Here is a 15,320-nt window from a genome sequence, read left to right on the forward strand (position 1 = left end):
TGTGCTAAGAAAATAATAGTGATAGATGATAAATAGACGAATTAGAAAGCTTTTTAATAGTAACTTGGGCGTGACGGATCAATTAGCGTTACTACGATTTGGAGGGTTACTCCTTAAGATCGGACTGACGTTTTTTGCCGCGGACACCTTTGGTCTCTCGCTTAGCAGTCCGGTTTTATATTGGGGCATGTGTTTAGAGGCCATGTATTTGGCGTTTACCTTTAGGCTACGTGAGCCTATCAGCCGTATCGAGTCAGGGTTATTTATTGTGTTGCTGCTCGATACCGTATTTTGGATCTCTTGGCTCTATTTTACTGGGGGCGCCACCAATGCGTTTATCTCTTTATTGTTATTACCTATTGCGTTCGCTGCGATAACACTCCCCAAATGGGCGCCATGGACGCTCACGCTAATATCAGCAGTTGCTTATAGTTTGATGATCTTTTCTGTGCCTGAAAGCCAAATGAAACACCATGGCATGGACATGAGCTCGCACTACCTTGGCATGTGGTTCAATTTCCTTATCTCATCATTGGTACTGACCACAAGCGTCGCTTACATCGCACAACGAATGCGTAAAAAAGATGTTGAGCTCAGCTTTATGCGGGAAGCCCAATTGAGGCAAGAGAAGTTATTAGCGCTCGGCACTGCATCAGCCCAGATGGCGCATCAACTTGCGACTCCATTGGCCAGCTTGCGGTTGTTAGTCGATGAGGCCACAGAGGAAGCGCAAGAGCAAGGTAAAAACGACTCGCCTGTTTTATCTGAAATGAATAGTGCCTTGCTGCGCTGTGAGCAAACGTTACATTCGCTGCGCGCTGCAACTGAATCGATCCGTGAGCAGAGGCAAAGCGTACTGACGGCGAATACGCTGCTACAAACCCTGCAGCAACAGGTGTTACTGCTGATGCCGCAAGTGAAGCTCGAACTCACACTCTTTGATGATGAGACCACCGAACAACATGCTTCAACTTCGGTACTGTCTGATGCCAGTCTGCTACCCGCAATGATGTCTTTAGTGGAGAATGCCGCGAGTGCAAGCTTGGCTGAAACCGGAGATACGCGGGTAACCGTCTCTGCTATTATCGCTCCACAAAGCCAGCGTTTATGTATCTCGGTGAGAGATTATGGCATTGGAATTTCAAAAGCGATGCGAGCTCAGGTGGGGCATCAATTAATTGAGAGTGAACAAGGCATGGGCATGGCATTACTGCTAAGCCATGCAAGCTTCGAACGGCTGGGGGGGCGCCTGTTATTGGGCAGTACGGCAAGCGGGGGGACTATTGCCGAAGTGAGCTTTCCGCTGCAATTCGATATCGAATCATCTAAAGGTGAATTATCATGAGCCGCTTGCTGATTATTGAAGATGACCTCGCGCTCGCGGGTGTATTGTGTCGGCGTATGAGCAAACATGGTTTTGAGTGCCAGCAATGCCACAACGCAACGCAAGGGCTATTACTTGCCCGTCAGTTTAGGCCAACGCATGTGCTGCTGGATATGAAGCTTGAGCAGGAAAATGGACTTAAACTCATCTCGCCACTGCGGCAGTTATTACCTCAAGTGACCATGGTGTTATTGACGGGCTATGCCAGTATTGCAACAGCAGTTGAGGCTATTCGTCTTGGCGCCGATAATTATCTGGCTAAACCGGTCGATACCCAAACCCTTTTAAGCGCGCTGTCCATCACTGCCGGAGATTCAGCGCTCGAACCTTTGACTGAGGAGCCGCTCTCAACAAAAAGGTTGGAATGGGAGCATATACAACAAGTACTTAATGCCAATAAAGGCAATGTATCTGCGACAGCGCGGCAACTGGGTATGCATCGACGCACTCTACAACGAAAACTGCTCAAAAAGCCGACGGTTGATCATCGTTAACCTCTTTTTGTCATTCCAAATTAATAAAGTATATAAGTAGCAGTACATTAGGATTCAGGAGGTGCTTTCCCAAGCTGTATATTTAACTGAAAAACCGCTAATAATTGAAGCACTATGCTGAAAGTGAGTTAAATGTTGGACAAATACATCGCTATGTCGCTATGCTGAATTGAGATAAGCAGCCAAAAAATAATGATAGCTTATTCTGCTCCGGAGTAGCCGATGACCTCAAATGCCGTGTTTAATACTGATACTTTTTTACTAGAAAATCCCAACGATCTTATCTCCCTTGATAAATGGCAAAAAACAGTTAATTTGCTGGCTAAACTTTTTGATGCTCCAGCCGGTTTTCTGGTGCAGTACACCCCAAAAGGTTTTCAAGTTACCATTGCCAGTGCACAAGCGTCTAACCCCTATCCTGCGGGCGTCATTATTGAGCCCGAAGTTAATATCTTTTGTCGCCGAATTGTTGAAACTCGTCAAGAGCTATATGTTAATAATGCCATCATTGATAGCTGTTGGGATAACAACCCTGAAGTGCATAGCGATGGCTTTAGATCCTATTTAGGCGTGCCAGTGTTTTGGCCCTGCGGCGAACCGTTTGGTACTTTCTGTGTTATGGATTATAAAGAGACGAATTATAAAACAACCTACCTTGAGCTTATACGCCACCTTAAAGATATCTTAGAATCAGACCTTTCTTTAATCGGAGGGTATGCAGATATGCAAAAATTGGCGATTACCGATCCACTATCGGGTGTCCATAATCGTCGCGGTTTTAATGTTCTTGCAGAGCAACGTATAAAGTTAGCCCACAGAACCAAAACAACCCTGGGCCTTTTATATTTGGATGTCGATAACTTCAAAGCGATTAATGATCAACATGGGCATGGTATTGGCGATGATGTCATCACCCTTATAGGACGAGTATTGACGCAATCTGTGCGTCAGTCTGACGTAATTGGTCGTATCGGTGGTGATGAATTTGTTGCTTTGGTGATGTTAGATGAAACGGAAGATCTGCAGGCGGTAAAACATAGAATCGCAGCGGCATTTTGCTCACATCATCAAATGGTTAAATTACCCGTATTTACCGTATCAATAGGCATCACGGAGGCAAATAGTGCAAGCACTATTAGTGAGCTGCTCGATGTTGCCGATAAAGACATGCTGCAAAGAAAGCGGCTATTAGCTTAGGGGCTGTTGATCTTTCACGGTTGTTTTTGCCGCAGTTTATTGGCTATTTTGACAAGGCGGAGGCTATGTCGTTTAGTCATTCTCCACAAACTGCCTACAACACCGTAAAAATAGCCAAGAAGCGCGGCCCTTCGGGTTCGTTTCAATACTTTTAGTCTTTTATGGCTAGAATGCGTTACGAGCTTTTCGCTTAGCCAGCTAAGTATCATCGCTCAAGCCTTGTACTAAAACCATTAAATTCGAACAAAAACTAAGCTCGAAAGATCAACAGCCCCTAGCTGGAGAATTTTAATTTGAGACAGAAAAAATCCCCGAGACAGAGGATGTCAGCTCGGGGTAAAAGTAAGTGGAGTGGATGGCCACTCACACGTTACGTTAACAGCGAAGAGGTTTAAAAGCGGTACTCGCCGCTCAGCCAAGCATTTAACCCGGTACCAGGCATACGTTCGCCAGCCGCAATATCGCTCCCCATCACGCGGTTATAGCCCGCTAGATGGTCTTGGTAATCAGTATCAAAAAGATTGTCGACACCTGCTTTTAGTAACCAGTTTTCCGCATCATAACCGACTGATAAGTTAACCAAGGCATAACCCGCTGTAGTTTGCTCTAGCTGTGTGTCTGATACTTTGTTCTGCGCCGCAACCGCACGAGTTTCGATGCGGGCAATCCAGTTATTGACGTTGTAATTAATGCCAAGGTTTAGATTAGCGGGGCTGATACGATAAAGATTGTCGCTAATATCACGACGCTCACCACGCACATAACTCGCCACCATATCGGCATTGAAATACTCGTTTAGCTGATAGGTCGCACTCAGGTCCATGCCGTAAAGTTGTGCATCAACATTGGAAAACTGCATTGGGTTGTCATCACCCATCATTGCTGCAGCCATGATGACTGCTGGATCTGTAGCAACAACACCTTGAATATAATCATTAATGCGCTGGAAGAATATCCGTGGGCTCAAGCTGAAGTTATCTGTTTGATAATCGCTGCCGAGTTCGATTTGATAAGCGGTTTCTAAGTCTAGATCAGCTTGGCCAACATAAGTGCGTCCATCAGCAAGCCCGCCAGTTGACTGCATTGGCACCCACAGGTACCGCTGCTGGTAGCTCGCGCTATCTTGTTTACGTGCTAGGCCAACCACCCAACTCAGTTTATCGGTTTGCGAATAACGTCCATTTATTGCCAAATCAACACCGGTTTGAGACTGTGAACGGTCGCTATTATTAAACTGGGTCATTAACATCTTGATTGCGGGCATGGTGCCTGCCATCGAATGGTTCACTTCATCGGCGTCCGTTTGGTAGTGCTTGATTCTGGCACCGATTTGCCAGTTCCACTGGTTAATATCTTGCTGCCATTGGGCAAACGCACTAAAGCTGTTATCGTTAACGCCATTAAAATTATCAACGTTAAACATTGGCTTAGTTGGATCGGTTATGACGGAATTATGTTCGCTAAGCTGCGCGTCTAAACCGAATACCCAAGCGTCTTGGGCTAATGAAATCAGTGCATCGTAACTTTGGCTCTCAGCATTGTTATACCGTGCATTCATGCTTGGCATCTTCGTACGTTCGCTAAAGTTATCCATTCCATGTTGGGCGTCGCTGTAGGCAATATGCCAGTTCATGTCCCAGCTATTGAGATCATGTTGCCCTTCAATTTTAACTCTATCTGTACGGATAAAGTCGATATCCATTGGCAGGGCCGGTGTTCCAGCATTAGTGGTTTCAAGATGTTGATATCCAATGGCTATAGACTCATCGTGACCGCTACTGTCCGCTAAATTATAGCGGTACTGTCCGCCGACCATGGTTTTGTCATAAGTAGTGGGGGAAATAGCTTTATCATCGCCACTTGTCGTATTCTCATTGCCCTTGAGCATATCTGCGTATACCAAGACGGCGTGTTGTTCACTGCCAAAGTTGCCCTTGCCGCCGATATAGCTACGCTCACCATTGTCTTGGTATTGCCCTGCAACCTTACCACTGACTTCATCAAAGCTTGCTTGCGACTCAATGACTTGAATACTGCCACCAATAGTATTAGTCCCCGCTGATACTGGCGCGATACCGCGTACCATTTCTAGGCGTTCAGTGAGTACCAAACTGGCATAGCTTAACGGCGTATCCATAGCGTTAGGACCCGCACTCGACAGCGTCATGCCGTTGACTTGGGTGTTAACCCTGTCACCGTATAAACCTCGATACTGCGCAATACCGGTTAATGGACCATTACCATTAACGGAGGCGCCCGGCAGGTTGCTAAGTAGGCCACTAATGTCCGTTTGAGGTGTGGCAGATTCAGGTACTACAGCACTATAACTGCCTTGATGATGGCCAGTGACTTCGATAATTTCAAAGCCAGAATCATCGGCAAAGGTCGTTAATGGGAATAAAGCGGAAATAACAGATAAAGAGACTAAAGATAGGGGCAACTTCATAATAATATTGTGTTTTTATTTTGTGTGCTGCGAATAGTGTCAGTGTGTATTTAAATTAGCAAAGCAAAATCGAGCAACTGCGACAGCATGTCGCAGGTGAATTCACTTCAGGTGAGCTACGCGCATGAATATGCTGGTTTAGTCATCCTATAATTTATTCAAGCAAGGTTGCGGAAAATGATTATGAAGGAGAGTTAATTTGTGACCTCGCCAAAGTGCCGTCATAATCAGTGTTAATTTGAAAACCTAAGATTGGAAATGACAGTGTTACATTTACGTTTATTTAGTCTAACGCTTATATTCTCATTATTAAGCCTAGCTTCAGTCGTTGCTTATCACTACATAGGCGTTTATGTCGATAAGGAGGGTATGCTCGTTGAGACATTTTGGCTTATTCCTAGCGCTTGGTTTTGTTTGGCTATTGCACTTGGTTCTGGCGTTTCCTTATTCATTAAAAAAGTTAATGCAACGACTAAAGCATGAGCGATAGGTATTTTTATTTAAGTCGGCAAGGGATATTGCAGTGTAAATTGTTGTGATTTTTGTTTTAAAAAGTCGATAACCGTTCTCACTTTGTGGCTGGGGTAATCGGTTTGTAGGTAAACCAACTGCAATGGAATACGTTCTGCTATTTGATCGGCAAACAGTAATACCAACTTTCCCTGGTGAACCTCTTTGGCGACATCAAACCAACTCTTATAAGCAATGCCTTCTCCGGCGAGTGCCCAGTCCTTTATCACCGCGCCATCATTACAAATCTTACTGCCAGTGACATCAACCTCATACTGTTTTTCTTTGTGGCTAAAACGCCATTTATGCCAAGGTTCTCCACCTCTATTGAGCAGGAGTATTTGGTGATGGCCAAGATCTTTTGGATGAGTAGGGCTGCCATGACGCTGGATATAGGCTGGAGATGCCACTGCCACTCTCGGCATCATCGCCAGCTGTCGGCGCATTAGATTTGAATCTTCTAGCTGACCGTAGCGTAGGGCTAGCTGCACATTATTGGCGATAATATCTGTCATCTGATCGCCAAAAAATAGTGTCAATTTCAATTCAGGCGCTGTTTGCGCAAATTCATCTAGCCATGCTCGAACAATATTACGGCCAAGATCAGACGGCAAAGCGATACGAAGTTCACCTTTAAGCTCACCGCGATTATCGGCGAGTGCATTGCTAGCATTATCTAAAATGGCCAGCGCTTGACGACCGGACTCAATAAAAAGATGACCCTCTTCAGTGAGTGTCATCTGCCGAGTTGAGCGGGCAAATAACAAGCAATCGAGTTTTTTCTCCAGTCGTTGTAGGGCTGCACTGGCTGCAGCCGGGGTCATGCCTAGTTCGCGTCCAGCAGCTGAAACACTCTGTAAGTCGGCAATACGGATAGCGAGTTGAAGATCATTGAGATGATACATATCAAATATTTTTTGAAAATGATTCTAATAATAGCCTAATTATCAAAATAAGTTAATGGGTATAGAGTGCTTAATATCATTTGAACAGTGAGATAACTAATAATGGCAATCACATTTAACCATCTCAACTTACTTGCCTCAGCAGGAAATGAAGCGACCTATTTATTGACTGATGTTTTGGGATTAAAGAATGGTAATCGGCCTAATTTTCCTTTTAAGGGATCATGGTTATATCAAGGTGACCAGGCATTAATCCATATTATTGAGTCAGATACGCAACAGTGCGGTATCGGCCATATCGCTTTTGATACCGATATGAGCTTAGAGACCTTAACTCAAAAGTTGCAGCAAAATGCCACCAGATACAATGTTCGGCAGGTACCCGATAGCAATGTAATACAAGTTTTTGTCCGTGCCGGAGAGGTGATATTTGAATTGATCACCTTAGATACATCAAGTCAGCAGAATTTCGACGTTTTTAACCAACACCAGGAGCTATTATGAGCCTTTTTACCCCGTACCATAAATCGCATTTATCGTTAAGTAATCGTATGGTGATGGCGCCTATGACTCGTTCTAGAACCACTCAGCCAGGTAATATACCCAACGAGATGATGGCCACTTACTATGGGCAGCGTGCATTAACAGGTTTGATTATTAGTGAAGCCACTCAGATCTCAGATGATAGTCAAGGTTACTCGTTCACCCCAGGTGTTTACACTGATGAGCAAGTCGCTGGCTGGCAAAAAGTAACGGCTGCAGTACATCAAGTGGGAGGCCATATATTTAATCAACTTTGGCATGTTGGCCGAGTCTCTCATCCGGTTTTTCAACGAGGTGAAGCGCCAATAGCACCTTCAGCAATCAAACCAACAGATACGCAAGTTTGGATTGTAGATGAAGCTCACCCCGACGGGCAGATGGTCGATTGTCCAACCCCTAGAGAGATGGACCAAGCGGATATTGATCGGGTGGTGGCTGATTTTGCTCAAGCAGCTAAAAATTCGATTGATGCCGGTTTTGATGGCGTTGAGATCCACGGTGGCAATGGTTATCTGATAGACCAGTTCTTACGGACCAATTCCAACCATAGAACCGATGCGTATGGCGGCTCACCCTTAAAGCGTATTCAGTTTCTATTGGATATCATTAGCGCGGTCAGTGCAAAAATAGGTGCTGATAAAGTGGGGGTTAGATTGGCACCGTTTGTCACCTTTAAAGATATGGCTTGTCCCGAAATTGTAGAGACAATTTTATTGGCAGCAGAGTATTTAGGCCAGCAGGGGATTGCTTATGTACATCTTTCTGAAGCTGATTGGGACGATGCGCCGCAGATCCCTGAGAGTTTTCGTATCAAGCTAAGACAAGTGTTCAATGGCACCATTATTGTGGCGGGTCGCTATGATGTTGAACGTGCCAGCGCAGTGATTGAAAAAGGTTACGCTGACCTTGTCGCTTTTGGGCGTTCGTTTATTGCCAATCCAGATCTGCCTTATCGTTTACAACATCAACTGCCTTTGGCTGACTTTGATAAAGGGCCTTTATTCGGCGGCGGAGCGGCGGGTTATATTGATTATCCTGTGTATGCTGATTTTGAAAGGATATAAATTATGGTTTTGGCTAAGTGGATTATGGCTAAAGCCATACAACATAAAATAGCTGGGCTATGGGGGCTATTTGCCTTACTACTCTATGTCCCTGTTGCTGTGAGCGCGGCAACGGTTATTCAAGATGAGAGTGAAAATGCACCCGCAGTTGAAGCTGCCGCTAAAGCCTATGCGCAATTTTGGAATACGGGTGATGAGAAGTTCGCCAGCATTGCACTCTCACCTCATTTTATTGATCGCACCTTACCCGAAGGTCGGCAGCAAGGGATTGCTGGGGTATTGGAAGCATCAAAAAGCTTTCGACAAGCAGTCCCCGATTTAACCGCGGAGGTTGAGCAGCTATTAATCGTAAAAGATCGTGCAGTGGTTCGCTTGAGATTTAAAGGACATTTCAGTGGTCAGTTTGGTCAACATCAAGGTAAAGGTCAGCCAATTAATTTTGCCGCTGTGGATATATACCGAGTGCAAGATGGTTTGATTACGGACAATTGGCATTTAGAAGACTACAACAGTCTGTTTACTCAAATGGAGTTTTAAGGGGCGCAAGATGAATGAACGTAGACGTTTTTTAGTTGCAGGTAGCGCCATAGCTGTGGGGTTATCTGTTAGCGGAGCAAGCAAAGCAGTCATTCCTAGTTTAGCTTTTTCTGATGCAAAAGATAGTGGCGGTTCTGCAAATCAATATTGGCCTAAAGGCGAGCGTTTGGTCATCTCTATTTCAATGCAATTTGAGGCGGGGGCGCAACCGTTAGATGCCGAAGGGCCTTTTCCACCCATGGCTGAAGGTTTTCAAGACACCATTACGCCTTCTTGGTATGCCTATGGTATGAAAGAAGGGATTCCTCGTTTACTTAGGTTATGGAAAAAACATGACATTAAGATAACATCACATATGGTAGGGCTCGCTGCTGAACGTCATCCGCAACTGGCTAAACAAGTTGCGGATGAAGGACATGAAATTTCGGGGCATGGACAGACGTGGTCTCCTCAGTTCAATATGTCTCCAGCAGAAGAGCGGGCATCCTATGAGGAAAGTGTTGATACCCTGAAGCGGATCACAGGTCAACGACCGCTTGGATTTAATGCTTTTTGGATGCGCCATAGTCCGCAAACCTTAGAAATTTTGCAAGATCTTGGGTTTATCTATCATATTGATGACTTATCGCGTGATGAACCTTCAGTTACACCTGTCAATAATAAACCATTTGCAGTGGTTCCTTATACTTTGAGGAACAATGATATCGGTCGATTTGGTGGTAATACTGCGATGACAGCAGCCGCTTTTTTACAGGAGCTAAAAGATGAGTTTGATGTGCTGTATCAAGAGGGAGATCAGAGAAGGCGCATGATGGCAATCAGTGTACATGATCGTATTGGTGGTACACCGGGATTGGTTAATGCATTGGATAAATTTATTCATTACGCGAAAGGTCACGCTAATGTTGGTTTTATGCGTAAAGATGCCATCGCACAATGGGCACTTAAGCAAACTGATACCCCGATGAATGAGCCTAGATGATGTATAAATATTTGGCTTAATAATTAGGAACTCTAGGGGCTGTTGATCTTTCATGGTTGTTTTTGCCGCAGTTTATTGGCTATTTTGACAAGGCGGAGGCTATGTCGTTTAGTTATTCTCCACAAATAGCCTACAACACCGTAAAAATAGCCAAGAAGCGCGGGCCTTCGGGTTCGTTTCAATATTTCTATTACTGCGTTACAAGCTTTTCGCTTAGCCAGCTAAGCAGCATCGCTCAAGCCTTGTACTAAAATCATTGAATTCGAACAAAAACCAAGCTCCAAAGATCAACAACCCCTAGTGACAAAATAACAGCGGTATTGACGATCATCATACCGCTGTTGTTGAGAGGACGACGATATAATGAGTTTTGATTGTGTCGTTTTTCTATTTCTTATTGTCTAATCAAATTGATGTTTTCATTGCCCGTCCTCGGTAATTGCTCCTGCATTATTCTACCTTCGTCCATCCGTGGACTCGTACCTCCTCACTTGATCTCCATGAAGGAAGGCAATAGCATATTTTGTATGGAACCAAATAGACCATTTAGTCGTATATCTAAAACCCACAACGAAGCTTAAAGGATTTTGCCATTTGCTTTAAACGTCGGCCGCTCTGAATTGGTCAAATACTTAGTGCAATTGGTATTAAAGCTGATGTGCAGGTAGATCGTGGCTTTCATACGCATCGGCAAATAAATGGTTTTGATCGCGATGTTTAGCTTCATCGTCGCGGATTTTTACAATCACATCTCGCAACATGGCATCTAACGGTAACTGATAATAGTCGATGGCAATTTTTGGTGCAGCTAGGTTCTCTACTTCTCCGGCATCAATTTTATTTAGGTATTCGCTGTAGCTTTTACAGGCTTCTTCTTCAAAATAACCCACCACCCGATGGGCAATTTTAGAAGAAAGTACATATATCAAACCATACACCATAATAAAAGCCCCTTGGGCGAGCAACACTAACACTCGCTCAATCCAACTAGGTTTGGCAATATTTAAGAATATCATCAGATGCATGCGTTCGTTCTCTGCCTCATCAAGTAATTCACGGATCCAGCCTTCATCATCTTTCATCCGGCGTAAGGCTTTTAGATGATTAAACATGCCCGCTACCATCCCTGGTACAGCGGCAATGGTTTCTAAAATCACGGCACGTTTCGCGTATTTTTTGCCATAGAATATATTTAACAAAAATTTGAGGCATTGGGTGATTTTATAGGCCACATGTTCCGACAGTTTGGAAGCGGTTTTGTGTTTCAATTCAAAATCTGACATAGGTGAGTTTTCCTGTGTTTAAGTGGCAGTGATCCCAATCTGATGATGTAATAAACCAATGGATTTGTTGGCGAATATCTAATTAACAGATTGCCATCACTACCCTGTTGTATGACTACATTATCTTTAGCTATTTAGTCTGGTAGCGGTTGCAGTCCCTAGAGGCGGTACAAGAGATAGGACTAGTAATCGCCTGCAGTTATTTTTTCACCTTCCCCAAGGGTATAAAGCAGGTTCTTTAATAGGCTAGAGGCGCCAAAACGGTAGTGCATGCAGTCAGCCCATTCAGCACCAAACATACTATCAACCATATCTAAGTACTTTTTGGCTTCTTCAGTGGTCTGTACGCCACCAGATGCCTTGAAGCCAACTGTTTTTTCAACGCCCATCTGCTTGATAACCGACAATATAATTTCAGCAGCTTCAAGGGTGGCGTTAACGGGCACTTTACCTGTGGACGTTTTGATGATGTCAGCTCCAGCCCTAATTGAAATCTCAGATGCCTTTTTGATCAACGCAGCAGTTTTCAGCTCACCAGATTCGATAATGACTTTTAACAGAGTGTCACCGCAAACCGCTTTGCATTGCTTAACAAGTTCAAAGCCGACATCTTCATTGCCGGCCATCAGAGCACGGTATGGGAATACGACGTCTACATCATCTGCGCCGTACATGATAGCGGCTCTCGTTTCAGCAACGGCAATCTCGATATCGTCATTGCCGTGAGGGAAGTTAGTGACGGTGACAATCCGAATGTCGGGCGTACCTTGTAGATGCAGTTGTTTTTTGGCAACAGGAATAAAACGTGGATAGATACATATTGCTGCCGTATTACCGACAGTCGTTTTAGCACTCTTACACAGCTCGATGATTGTCTCATCTGTGTCATTGTCGTTTAACGTCGTCAGATCCATTAAGTTAAGTGCACGTAGCGCGGCTGTTTTTAAATTACTCATGGTTATTTCCTGTTGAGTTGTTGCTTATCGAATGTCTAATGCTTGGTGTTTTATTTGTCGCTATGCCGTTAAATGCTTATCTGAACGTTGGTGTCAGATTGATATGCGACCCAAGGCTGGAAGTGATCTTTGGTTCAAAATGAAAGTGAGGCGATTATAGGAACAGACTGCAAACTATAATAGATACAGAAATGGCTCTTTTATCTATAACAGATTAGATATTAGCTGCTATTGTGCTGAGAGCTGGGTATAGAAGGAGTCGTTTCGTTGGCAAAATATGAAAATTTAGTAGAGCAAATTCGTCGTCAAATTCAAAATGGTATTTGGAAGGTGGGTGATAAGCTGCCTTCGTTACGAAAACAGACTGAGATCTCAGGCGTGAGCCTAATGACAGTGCTGCACGCTTATCAGGTACTGGAAAGCCAAGGGTGGATAGTTTCTCATGCTCGGTCAGGGTATTTTGTCGCACCTCAAGTCCAATACCTGAGTCCAAAGAAATCGGAAGTGACAATTCATACAACTGAAAATATCGATATTAACGACTTTATTTTTGATGTGTTACAAGCGAATCGGACGCCGCATCTAGTCGATTTTTGCTCTGTTTATCCTGATCCCAAGCTTTATCCTCGCCATCAAGTCAACAAATCTCTGATGACCGCGGCGCGTAACATGCCAACATCGAGCGCACTGGATAATCTGCCTCCTGGAAATGAAGACTTACGCCAACTGATTGCCAAACGATATGCTGCACAAGGGATGAATGTGCATCCTGACGAGATTGTGATCACTGCAGGCGCGCTTGAAGCGTTGAATTTGAGTCTTCAAGCTGTGACTCAAGCCGGTGATTGGGTTGTAGTGGAGTCACCGACCTTTTACGGTGCATTGCAGTCACTGCAAAAGCTGAATTTACGTGCGCTATCTGTTAGAACACATCCTCAAGATGGAATTGATCTTGAGGCACTTGAAAAAGCGCTGCAATCCCACTCGGTAAAAGCATGCTGGTTAATGACAAATCACCAAAACCCGTTGGGTTGTAGCTTGTCTGATGAGAAAAAGCAGGCTTTAATTCAGTTGCTTGCTGATTACAACGTCTACCTGATAGAGGATGATGTATATAGTGAACTGTATTTTGGTGGCAAGAAGCCATTGCCAGCGAAAGCCTTTGATCAGCAGGGGATGACAATGCATTGTTCATCTTTTTCTAAGTGTCTGGTTGCTGGTTTTCGAATTGGTTGGGTGGCCGCAGGACGCATGGCACTGCCGATCCAAAAACTTCAATTGATGAGCACATTATCTGCGAGTACTCCTATCCAACTTGCGCTTGCTAAATATCTATCCAGCTGTAATTACGAGAAACATTTACGCCAACTGCGTAGGAAATTAGAGCAACGTAAATTCGCTAACTGGCAGGTGTTACGGACATACTTTCCCGCCAATGTGAGTATCCATTACTCTGAAGGAGGATACTTTTTGTGGATTGAATTACCAGAGCATCTGAATGCGACAACGCTCTACCAGCGAGCTTTGAAAGAGCGTATCAGTATTGCTCCAGGAAAAATGTTTTCCGCGAGCAAACAGTTTAATCATTGTTTTCGACTTAATTCGTCATTTGAGTGTTCGGATCGGGAAGTTGGTGCGATAAAACGATTAGCCGAACTTATCCAAAATATGCTGGATGAATAAGGTAAGCATCATCACGAAGAAGCGGTGAATAAAGCCGCTAGTTCCTTTTCCTTGTTTAATAACACTATCGCGTTTCACTTGAAAATCGCTTCAAAATGATGGGGAGCCGACTCCCCATTACTTGACTGTTGGTTATCTACTTAGCGACAAGTTTTAGTGAACTATTTCTGACGATGGCGTTAGCTTCATTGTTTCAAATCTGAATACAAATGCCACTGGCGGCGACCCGTCTCAAGTAGTATTCCTGCGGCAAGTCCTGCTGCAGTATTAACGAGCAGGCAAATTGCAGCGGTTGATAAAATCACAAAAATACAAAAAGGCTTACCATCGATAAAGCGTTTTGACCACGCCAATTGAGTCCCCGCAATCGCCAGTAAACTGCCCAATACCGCCAGTGGAATAAGCGATAACAAGCTGGCAATGCCTTGCCCCCAAAAAGCAGCGATTAATAAACAGCTTGAGCCAAATATAGTCGGGGCCAACCAAGTACGAGCGCCAAAGTGATACTGTACTGCAAGCCCGCCTGCGCCGTGGCACATTGCGGTGGCACCGAACGGCGCTAACAGTAAGTTTGCCCAACCAGAGCTGGTGGCAAAACGCTCTGGTGAAAAATTATCTTTAGCGTCATTTGGGAATTTCTCTTTTGCTATCGCAGAGACTGCTATTACTGCATTGGTGAGCGTTAGCGCCAGTTGTGGCAGTACCAACAAACCAGCGGCAGAGCTCCATTCATCGAGACTTGGCCAGCTCAGTTGCCATGGGGTATAGCTTGAAAGATCAAAACTTGGCGCGGTGCCACTGTTTAGTTGCCATAAAATACCCATCGTAATCACCAATGGCATGGCTAAATAGCGCAGTGGTAAGAATTTGCTGCCAAAAAGCAGTGCAAAGGCAATGAGTCCGATAAGCCAGGTTTGGCTCATCATCTGTCCGCCCATCCAAATCAGTTGAATACCAATCGCTAACTGAATGCCGATACTAATGGCGGGAGAGAGTTGCTTTGCCATCCATTTAATGGCGCCGCTATAAGCGAGAACCAGTAAAATAACGCCCATCATCATGCCGCTAGCCTGTAACATTCCAGGTGTTAAGCCTTGAGCTATCACCAGTGCTGTGATGACTTTCATCGGCTGTATTGGAATGGGGCGACGATAGAAGAATGCAGTAAATAAGGCGAACAAACCAAAACCCATAAAGATCCCTTGCGGGGAAAAATGGTTTAAGGCGATAAGGCCGAGGACTAAGGGTAGAAAGGTACCTAAATCGGCGAAGGCGCCGCTAAACTCTCCTGAATATTGGTTAACACTATCAAAGCGGTTGGGCTTACATCTCATAT

The 15,320-nt window shown here is 44.5% G+C and carries 14 protein-coding genes; 9 read left to right on the plus strand and 5 right to left on the minus strand.

What is annotated here, in order from left to right:
* Positions 1–40: 40 nt before the first annotated feature.
* The 3 genes from CXF83_RS04035 to CXF83_RS04045 all read left to right on the plus strand — a co-directional run bounded on the left by CXF83_RS04035 (position 41) and on the right by CXF83_RS04045 (position 3,075).
* The gene (locus CXF83_RS04035) at positions 41–1,345 is read left to right on the plus strand and encodes a sensor histidine kinase (RefSeq protein WP_101090377.1); all 1,305 of its coding nucleotides are present in this window, start codon (positions 41–43) and stop codon (positions 1,343–1,345) included.
* Positions 1,342–1,878, plus strand: a complete 537-nt coding sequence (locus tag CXF83_RS04040; protein ID WP_101090282.1) for a response regulator transcription factor — start codon at positions 1,342–1,344, stop codon at positions 1,876–1,878. The genes CXF83_RS04035 and CXF83_RS04040 overlap by 4 nt, the downstream gene beginning before the upstream one ends.
* 222 nt (positions 1,879–2,100) lie before the next feature.
* A complete protein-coding gene (locus tag CXF83_RS04045) occupies positions 2,101–3,075 on the plus strand; it encodes a sensor domain-containing diguanylate cyclase (RefSeq protein WP_101090281.1) in 975 nt (324 codons plus the stop codon).
* 391 nt (positions 3,076–3,466) lie between these two features.
* Here CXF83_RS04045 and CXF83_RS04050 read toward each other — a convergent pair whose 3' ends face one another.
* Positions 3,467–5,521, minus strand: a complete 2,055-nt coding sequence (locus CXF83_RS04050; protein WP_101090280.1) for a TonB-dependent receptor plug domain-containing protein — start codon at positions 5,519–5,521, stop codon at positions 3,467–3,469.
* Positions 5,522–5,779: 258 nt separating this feature from the next.
* Here CXF83_RS04050 and CXF83_RS04055 point away from each other — a divergent pair, with 258 nt between their 5' ends.
* A complete protein-coding gene (locus CXF83_RS04055) occupies positions 5,780–6,004 on the plus strand; it encodes a DUF3955 domain-containing protein (protein ID WP_101090279.1) in 225 nt (74 codons plus the stop codon).
* 17 nt (positions 6,005–6,021) lie between these two features.
* Here the strand turns inward: CXF83_RS04055 and CXF83_RS04060 are convergent, their stop codons facing one another.
* Complete coding sequence (locus tag CXF83_RS04060; protein ID WP_101090278.1) at positions 6,022–6,936, minus strand: LysR family transcriptional regulator; 915 nt, start codon at positions 6,934–6,936, stop codon at positions 6,022–6,024.
* Between the two features lie 102 nt (positions 6,937–7,038).
* Between CXF83_RS04060 and CXF83_RS04065 the strand changes: the two genes are divergently transcribed.
* The 4 genes from CXF83_RS04065 to CXF83_RS04080 are packed head-to-tail and all read left to right on the plus strand — an operon-like array spanning position 7,039 to position 10,062.
* Positions 7,039–7,440 (plus strand): hypothetical protein, encoded by a 402-nt coding sequence (locus tag CXF83_RS04065; RefSeq protein ID WP_101090277.1) that lies wholly within the window; start codon positions 7,039–7,041, stop codon positions 7,438–7,440.
* Entirely contained in the window at positions 7,437–8,543 is a 1,107-nt protein-coding gene (locus tag CXF83_RS04070; RefSeq protein WP_101090276.1) for an alkene reductase, read from the plus strand. Before CXF83_RS04065 ends, CXF83_RS04070 begins: the two co-directional genes overlap by 4 nt.
* Positions 8,544–8,546: 3 nt before the next feature.
* A complete protein-coding gene (locus CXF83_RS04075; protein ID WP_232775025.1) occupies positions 8,547–9,080 on the plus strand; it encodes an ester cyclase in 534 nt (177 codons plus the stop codon).
* A 10-nt stretch (positions 9,081–9,090) separates the two neighbouring features.
* A complete protein-coding gene (locus CXF83_RS04080) occupies positions 9,091–10,062 on the plus strand; it encodes a polysaccharide deacetylase family protein (RefSeq protein ID WP_101090275.1) in 972 nt (323 codons plus the stop codon).
* A 647-nt stretch (positions 10,063–10,709) separates the two neighbouring features.
* On the opposite strand, the gene CXF83_RS04085 is transcribed toward CXF83_RS04080, so the two are convergent.
* The gene (locus CXF83_RS04085) at positions 10,710–11,345 is read right to left on the minus strand and encodes an alternative oxidase (protein WP_101090274.1); all 636 of its coding nucleotides are present in this window, start codon (positions 11,343–11,345) and stop codon (positions 10,710–10,712) included.
* Positions 11,346–11,527: 182 nt separating this feature from the next.
* The gene (gene deoC, locus CXF83_RS04090; protein ID WP_101090273.1) at positions 11,528–12,301 is read right to left on the minus strand and encodes a deoxyribose-phosphate aldolase; all 774 of its coding nucleotides are present in this window, start codon (positions 12,299–12,301) and stop codon (positions 11,528–11,530) included.
* 267 nt (positions 12,302–12,568) lie between these two features.
* On the opposite strand from deoC, the gene CXF83_RS04095 reads away from it, so the two are divergent.
* Complete coding sequence (locus tag CXF83_RS04095) at positions 12,569–13,984, plus strand: aminotransferase-like domain-containing protein (protein WP_101090272.1); 1,416 nt, start codon at positions 12,569–12,571, stop codon at positions 13,982–13,984.
* Positions 13,985–14,169: 185 nt separating this feature from the next.
* On the opposite strand, the gene CXF83_RS04100 is transcribed toward CXF83_RS04095, so the two are convergent.
* On the minus strand, positions 14,170–15,318 hold the full coding sequence (locus CXF83_RS04100) for a putative sulfate/molybdate transporter (RefSeq protein ID WP_101090271.1): 1,149 nt from the start codon (positions 15,316–15,318) through the stop codon (positions 14,170–14,172).
* Positions 15,319–15,320 lie beyond the last annotated feature (2 nt).

Origin of the sequence: Shewanella sp. Choline-02u-19, assembly GCF_002836205.1 — a bacterium.
GTDB lineage: Bacteria > Pseudomonadota > Gammaproteobacteria > Enterobacterales > Shewanellaceae > Shewanella.

Excerpts from the sequence above, each read along its gene's own strand:
- CXF83_RS04040 (WP_101090282.1), top strand. The coding sequence starts at position 1,342 with ATGAGCCGCTTGCTGATTATTGAAGATGACCTCGCGCTCGCGGGTGTA.
- CXF83_RS04045 (WP_101090281.1), top strand. The coding sequence starts at position 2,101 with ATGACCTCAAATGCCGTGTTTAATACTGATACTTTTTTACTAGAAAAT.
- CXF83_RS04050 (WP_101090280.1), bottom strand. The coding sequence starts at position 5,521 with ATGAAGTTGCCCCTATCTTTAGTCTCTTTATCTGTTATTTCCGCTTTA.
- CXF83_RS04055 (WP_101090279.1), top strand. The coding sequence starts at position 5,780 with ATGACAGTGTTACATTTACGTTTATTTAGTCTAACGCTTATATTCTCA.
- CXF83_RS04060 (WP_101090278.1), bottom strand. The coding sequence starts at position 6,936 with ATGTATCATCTCAATGATCTTCAACTCGCTATCCGTATTGCCGACTTA.
- CXF83_RS04065 (WP_101090277.1), top strand. The coding sequence starts at position 7,039 with ATGGCAATCACATTTAACCATCTCAACTTACTTGCCTCAGCAGGAAAT.
- CXF83_RS04070 (WP_101090276.1), top strand. The coding sequence starts at position 7,437 with ATGAGCCTTTTTACCCCGTACCATAAATCGCATTTATCGTTAAGTAAT.
- CXF83_RS04075 (WP_232775025.1), top strand. The coding sequence starts at position 8,547 with ATGGTTTTGGCTAAGTGGATTATGGCTAAAGCCATACAACATAAAATA.
- CXF83_RS04080 (WP_101090275.1), top strand. The coding sequence starts at position 9,091 with ATGAATGAACGTAGACGTTTTTTAGTTGCAGGTAGCGCCATAGCTGTG.
- CXF83_RS04085 (WP_101090274.1), bottom strand. The coding sequence starts at position 11,345 with ATGTCAGATTTTGAATTGAAACACAAAACCGCTTCCAAACTGTCGGAA.
- deoC (WP_101090273.1), bottom strand. The coding sequence starts at position 12,301 with ATGAGTAATTTAAAAACAGCCGCGCTACGTGCACTTAACTTAATGGAT.
- CXF83_RS04100 (WP_101090271.1), bottom strand. The coding sequence starts at position 15,318 with ATGAGATGTAAGCCCAACCGCTTTGATAGTGTTAACCAATATTCAGGA.